The organism is Variovorax soli NBRC 106424, from assembly GCF_001591385.1.
GTDB lineage: Bacteria > Pseudomonadota > Gammaproteobacteria > Burkholderiales > Burkholderiaceae_C > Variovorax > Variovorax soli.
Genome location: NZ_BCUU01000179.1, coordinates 1 through 5332 on the forward strand (window position 1 = coordinate 1; position 5332 = coordinate 5332).

Consider the following 5332-nt stretch of genomic DNA (forward strand, 5'->3'; position numbering starts at 1 on the left):
AGCCGGCGCCCACTGACGGCCATCGGTCGCACGGCCTCGCGCCGCCGTGCGGCGCGCGCCGTCGGTGCGCTGCAGCATAGGCATTTGCCCCAGTAGGAAATTCACCCGGGGCCTGCCAAAAATGCGGTCCGCGCCGGGGTTCGGCGCGCCCCTTCCGCATGAGCCGCATGACCGAATTTCTGCCAACGTTCCAAGGTGGTCGCCACACATGAGCGATGCCATTCTTGAGACACGCCAGCTCACCAAGGAATTCAAGGGCTTCACTGCCGTCAGCAATGTCAACCTGTCGGTGCAGCGCGGCTCCATCCACGCGCTGATCGGGCCCAACGGGGCAGGCAAGACGACCTGCTTCAACCTGCTCACCAAGTTCCTGGAGCCCACCACAGGCACCATCCTGTTCAACGGCCACGACATCACGCGCGAGCGGCCGGCGCAGATCGCGCGGCGCGGCATCATCCGCTCCTTCCAGATCTCGGCGGTGTTCCCGCACCTCACGCTGCTGGAAAACGTGCGGCTGGGCCTGCAGCGCCAGCTGGGCACGTCCTTCCATTTCTGGAAGAGCGAGAAAAGCCTCGATTCGCTGAACGACCGCGCGCTCGAGCTGCTGGCGCTGGTCGGCCTGCGCGAGCTGGCGGACGAACAGACGGTGAATCTGCCCTACGGCCGCAAGCGGGCGCTCGAAATCGCCACCACGCTGGCCATGGAGCCGGAGCTCATGCTGCTGGACGAGCCGACGCAGGGCATGGGCCACGAAGACGTGCAGCGCGTGGCGGAACTCATCAAGCGGGTATCGGCGGGCCGCACCATCCTCATGGTGGAGCACAACATGAGCGTGGTCTCCACCATTGCCGATACCATCACGGTGCTGCAGCGCGGCGCGGTGCTGGCCGAAGGGCCCTATGCCCAGGTCTCGACCAACCCGCAGGTGATGGAAGCCTACATGGGCACCACCGACGGCCAGCTGCAAGGAGCGCATTGATGTCCGCGGCTGCCCTCGAAATCAGCGGACTGCAGGCCTGGTATGGCGAGTCGCACGTGCTGCACGGTGTCGACATGACGGTGCAGCACGGCGAAGTCGTGACCCTGCTCGGCCGCAACGGCGCGGGCCGTACATCCACCATGCGCGCCATCCTGGGGCTGACCGGCTCGCGCAAGGGCAGCATCAGGATCAACGGCGTCGAAACCATCCACATGCCCACGCACCGCATCGCGCACCTGGGCGTGGGGTACTGTCCGGAAGAGCGGGGCATCTTCGCCAGCCTCTCGACCGAGGAAAACCTGATGCTGCCGCCGGTGCTCAAGGGCATGGGCCAGGGCATGTCGGTGGCCGAAATCTACGAGATGTTCCCCAACCTGGCCGAGCGCCGCGCCAGCCCCGGCACGCGCCTGTCGGGCGGCGAGCAGCAGATGCTGGCCGTGGCGCGCATCCTGCGCACCGGCGCCAAGCTGCTGCTGCTGGACGAAATCTCCGAAGGCCTCGCCCCCGTCATCGTGCAGGCGCTGGCCCGCACCATCCAGACCCTGCGCGCCAAGGGCTACACCATCGTGATGGTGGAGCAGAACTTCCGCTTCGCCGCGCCGCTGGCCGACCGCTTCTACGTGATGGAGCACGGCCGCATGGTGGAAGCCTTCAGCGCCAAGGAGCTGGACGCCAAGATGCCCGTGCTGAACGAGCTGCTCGGCGTCTAGGGCCCTAGCCCGCCCCGATCGATCGACCACCACCAACCCAGGAGACTCCCATGCGATTCAAGCTCAAACACCTCGCCCTCGTGCTCGCCGCCGCCGGTCTGGCAACGCAGGCCGCGCAGGCGCAGGAGAAGGTCGTCATCGGCTACATCAGCGACCTGTCGGGCCTGTATGCCGACCTGGAAGGCAAGGGCGGCCTGACCGCGATTCAGATGGCCATCGAAGACATGGGCGGCAAGGTGCTGGGCCAGCCGGTGGAAGTGCTGTCGGTGGACCACCAGAACAAGCCCGACATCGCGGCCTCGAAGGCCCGCGAATGGATCGACACCGCCGGCGCCACCATGATCTTCGCCGGCACCAACTCCGGCGTGGCCCTGGCCACCGCCAAGGTGGCGCAGGAAAAGAAGCGCGTGTTCTTCACCAACGGCGCGGCCACCTCGGCACTGACCAACGCCCAGTGCAGCCCCTACACCGTGCATTACGCCTACGACACCGTGGCGCTGGCCAAGAGCACCGGCGGCGCCGTGGTCGACACCGGCGGCAAGAGCTGGTTCTTCCTGACCGCCGACTACGCTTTCGGCCATGCGCTGGAAGCCGACACCGCCAAGGTGGTCAAGGCCAAGGGCGGCACCGTGGCAGGCGGCGTTCGTGCCCCGCTCAACGCGTCGGACTTCTCGTCCTTCCTCTTGCAGGCGCAGAACTCCAAGGCGCAGGTGCTGGGCCTGGCGAATGCGGGCGGCGACTTCATCAACTCGATGAAGGCGGCCAAGGAATTCGGCATCGACAAGTCGATGAAGGTGGCCGGCCTGCTGGTGTTCCTCACCGACGTGAAGAGCCTGGGCCTGGCTTCCACCCAGGGCCTGCTGCACACCACCAGCTGGTACTGGGACGCGGACGACGCCTCGCGCAAGTGGGCGGCCCGCTACGAGGCCAAGACCAAGAACAAGCCCTCGGACATCCAGGCTGCCGACTACTCGGCCACCATGGCCTACCTGAAGGCGGTGGAAGCGGTGAAGAGCACCGACGCGGACAAGGTCATGGCCCACCTGAAGAAGACGCCCATCGACGACTTCTATGCCAAGGGCGTGATCCGCCCCGACGGCCGGATGGTGCACGACATGCTGCTGGCCGAGGTGAAGAAGCCTTCCGAGTCGAAGGGACCGTGGGACCTGCTGAAGATCATCAAGAAGGTGCCGGGCGACCAGGTCTACACCACCAAGGAAGAAAGCACCTGCGCGCTGTGGAAGTAAGCCCAGGCCCGCGTTGAAGAAGAACAGTCCAGTCCGATGAGCATCTCACTGCCCGCCCTCTTGAGCCAGCTGCTGCTGGGCTTGGTCAACGGTTCGTTCTACGCGATCCTGAGCCTGGGGCTGGCGGTGATCTTCGGCCTGCTCAACGTCATCAACTTCGCGCACGGCGCGCTGTTCATGATGGGCGCCATCCTCAGCTGGATGGCGATGAACTACTTCAACGTCGACTACTGGGTGATGCTGGTGGCGGCGCCCCTCATCGTGGGCGTGTTCGGCGTGCTCATCGAGCGGCTGCTGCTGCGCTGGATCTACAAGCTCGACCACCTCTACGGGCTGCTGCTCACACTGGGCCTCACGCTGCTCATCGAAGGCGGATTCCGCTCGGTGTACGGCGTGTCGGGCCTGGCCTACAACACGCCGGAGCTGCTCTCGGGCGGCACCAACCTGGGCTTCATGTTCCTGCCCAACTATCGTGCCTGGGTGGTGATCGCCTCGCTGGTGGTGTGCTTCGCCACCTGGTATGCCATCGAGAAGACGCGCCTGGGCGCCTACCTGCGCGCCGGCACCGAGAACCCGCGCCTGGTCGAAGCCTTCGGCGTCAACGTGCCGTTGATGGTCACGCTCACCTACGGCTTCGGCGTGGCGCTGGCGGCCTTCGCGGGCGTGCTGGCGGCGCCGGTCATCCAGATCTCGCCGCTGATGGGGCAGAACCTCATCATCATCGTGTTCGCCGTGGTGGTGATCGGCGGCATGGGCTCGATCATGGGCGCCATCCTCACCGGGCTGGCACTCGGTGTGATCGAAGGGCTGACCAAGGTCTTCTATCCGGAGGCCTCCTCCACGGTGGTCTTCGTCATCATGGTGGTGGTGCTGCTGCTGCGACCGGCGGGCCTGTTCGGCAGCGAGAAGTAAGCAACAAGCCATGAAGAAGATTTCCCTCCTGATCTATGGCGTTCTGCTGCTGGCCCTGCTGGTGGCACCCTTCATCGGCTTCTATCCCGTCTTCGTGATGAAGGTGCTGTGCTTCGCGCTGTTTGCGTGCGCCTTCAACCTGCTGCTGGGCTACACGGGCCTGCTCTCTTTCGGCCATGCCGCCTTCCTGGGCAGCGCGGCCTACATGACCGGCCAGAGCCTGAAGGTCTGGCACTTCACGCCCGAGCTGGCGCTCATCGCCGGAACGGCCGTGGGCGCGATGCTCGGCCTGGTGTTCGGCTGGCTGGCCATCCGGCGCCAGGGCATCTATTTCTCGATGATCACGCTGGCACTGGCCCAGATGATCTACTTCGTCGCGCTGCAGGCACCCTTCACCGGCGGCGAGGACGGACTGCAGAGCGTGCCGCGCGGCAAGCTCTTCGGCATCGTCGACCTGCGCAACGACCTCACCATGTACTACGTGGCGCTGGTCATCGTGGTCGCGGCCTTCCTGCTCATCGCGCGCACCGTGCATTCGCCCTTCGGCCAGGTACTCAAGGGCATCAAGGAGAACGAGGCGCGCGCCATCTCGCTGGGCTACGACGTCAACCGGTTCAAGCTGCTGGCCTTCGTGATTTCGGCCGCGCTCTCGGGCCTGGCCGGTTCGCTCAAGACCCTGGTGCTGGGTTTTGCCACGCTGAGCGACGTGCACTGGACCTCGTCCGGCCACGTGATCCTGATGACCCTGGTGGGCGGCCTGGGCACGCTCAGCGGCCCGCTGGTGGGCTCGGCGGTGGTGGTGCTGCTGGAGAACAAGGTCGGCGACTTCGGCGCCTTCATGGCGAATCTCACGCGCGTCGACTGGTTCAACACGCTGGGCGAGTCGGTGACCATGGTCACGGGCCTGATCTTCGTCGTGTGCGTGCTGGCCTTCCGGCGCGGCGTGATGGGCGAGGTGATCGCCTTCATCGACCGGCGGCGCGCGCGGCGCGGTTGATCGGCCTGCTGCCCGCCTGTTGCCGAAGGCTCATCCGGCCTCTACAGTTGCCCGCTTTGCGCCTTCGCTGCGCAAGGAGTGCATTGCATGTCTTCCATCGCCAAGGGCAGCTTCGCTGTCGACGTGAAGCCGCTGCCGGAGCTGGAGCCGAATTTGGCCGACGGCGTGACGCTGGGGCGCATGTCCCTCGACAAGCGCTTCGAAGGCGACCTGGCTGCCACGGGGCGGGGCCAGATGCTCACTGCCATGACACCCGTGCAAGGCTCGGCCGGCTACGTGGCCATCGAACGCGTGACCGGCACACTGCACGGCAAGCGCGGCAGCTTCGTGTTCCAGCACAGCGGCAGCATGTCGGGCGGCACCCAGCAATTGACCATCGCGGTGGTGCCCGATTCCGGCACGGGTGAGTTGGCTGGCATTGCCGGCACTTTCCGGATCCAGATCGCCGAAGGCGAGCACTTCTACGAGTTCGAGTACCAGCTCTAGC

At 65.8% G+C, this 5332-nt stretch carries 6 protein-coding genes; all 6 read left to right on the top strand.

Features of this window, described 5'->3' with window-relative positions; all coding sequences use genetic code 11:
• The first annotated feature begins 208 nt into the window (after positions 1-208).
• The 6 genes from VSO01S_RS25900 (at position 209) to VSO01S_RS25925 (ending at position 5331) form a co-directional block, all read left to right on the top strand.
• Entirely contained in the window at positions 209-979 is a 771-nt protein-coding gene (locus VSO01S_RS25900) for an ABC transporter ATP-binding protein (protein ID WP_068645634.1), read from the top strand.
• A complete protein-coding gene (locus VSO01S_RS25905; protein ID WP_068645635.1) occupies positions 979-1689 on the top strand; it encodes an ABC transporter ATP-binding protein in 711 nt (236 codons plus the stop codon). Before VSO01S_RS25900 ends, VSO01S_RS25905 begins: the two co-directional genes overlap by 1 nt.
• Positions 1690-1739: 50 nt before the next feature.
• Positions 1740-2936, top strand: coding sequence for an ABC transporter substrate-binding protein (locus tag VSO01S_RS25910; RefSeq protein ID WP_068645636.1), 1197 nt, complete (start codon positions 1740-1742; stop codon positions 2934-2936).
• Between the two features lie 36 nt (positions 2937-2972).
• Complete coding sequence (locus VSO01S_RS25915; protein ID WP_068645637.1) at positions 2973-3848, top strand: branched-chain amino acid ABC transporter permease; 876 nt, start codon at positions 2973-2975, stop codon at positions 3846-3848.
• A gap of 10 nt (positions 3849-3858) precedes the next feature.
• Complete coding sequence (locus tag VSO01S_RS25920) at positions 3859-4845, top strand: branched-chain amino acid ABC transporter permease (RefSeq protein WP_068645638.1); 987 nt, start codon at positions 3859-3861, stop codon at positions 4843-4845.
• An 87-nt stretch (positions 4846-4932) separates the two neighbouring features.
• Positions 4933-5331 (top strand): DUF3224 domain-containing protein, encoded by a 399-nt coding sequence (locus tag VSO01S_RS25925; RefSeq protein ID WP_068645639.1) that lies wholly within the window; start codon positions 4933-4935, stop codon positions 5329-5331.
• Position 5332 lies beyond the last annotated feature (1 nt).

Bases quoted from the DNA above. Each gene is read 5' to 3' on its own strand.
- VSO01S_RS25900 (WP_068645634.1), top strand. From the start codon at position 209: ATGAGCGATGCCATTCTTGAGACACGCCAGCTCACCAAGGAATTCAAG.
- VSO01S_RS25905 (WP_068645635.1), top strand. From the start codon at position 979: ATGTCCGCGGCTGCCCTCGAAATCAGCGGACTGCAGGCCTGGTATGGC.
- VSO01S_RS25910 (WP_068645636.1), top strand. From the start codon at position 1,740: ATGCGATTCAAGCTCAAACACCTCGCCCTCGTGCTCGCCGCCGCCGGT.
- VSO01S_RS25915 (WP_068645637.1), top strand. From the start codon at position 2,973: ATGAGCATCTCACTGCCCGCCCTCTTGAGCCAGCTGCTGCTGGGCTTG.
- VSO01S_RS25920 (WP_068645638.1), top strand. From the start codon at position 3,859: ATGAAGAAGATTTCCCTCCTGATCTATGGCGTTCTGCTGCTGGCCCTG.
- VSO01S_RS25925 (WP_068645639.1), top strand. From the start codon at position 4,933: ATGTCTTCCATCGCCAAGGGCAGCTTCGCTGTCGACGTGAAGCCGCTG.